Here is a 303-nt window from a genome sequence, read left to right as displayed (position 1 = left end):
AGCTGCGGAACATGGGCGAGGCCTGCACGGCCGCGAACCGGTTCATCGTGCACGAGTCCGTCGCCCAGGAGTTCGCGAAGAAGTTCGCCGCGAAGATGGCGGACATGACCACCGCCCGGGGCACCGAGGCCGAGTCCAAGGTCGGCCCGCTGATCGATGCCAAGAGCCGCGACAAGGTCCACGAGCTCGTCACCGACGCCGTGAACGAAGGTGCTGTCTTAATCATGGGCGGGGCGCCGGTGGACGGTCCGGGCTACTTCTACCAGCCGACCATCCTCAAGGGCGTCACCGAGGGCACCCGGA

General features: G+C 67.0%; 1 protein-coding gene. It reads left to right on the top strand.

All coding sequences use genetic code 11. The features are described from left to right. Positions 1-303 (top strand): aldehyde dehydrogenase family protein (locus tag QCD75_RS22030; protein ID WP_301231650.1); only part of this gene is annotated, 303 nt, incomplete at both ends.

It is taken from the genome of Arthrobacter sp. PsM3, assembly GCF_030433895.1.
Classification (GTDB): Bacteria; Actinomycetota; Actinomycetes; order Actinomycetales; family Micrococcaceae; genus Arthrobacter.
This window is presented reverse-complemented; position numbering and strand designations above follow the sequence as displayed.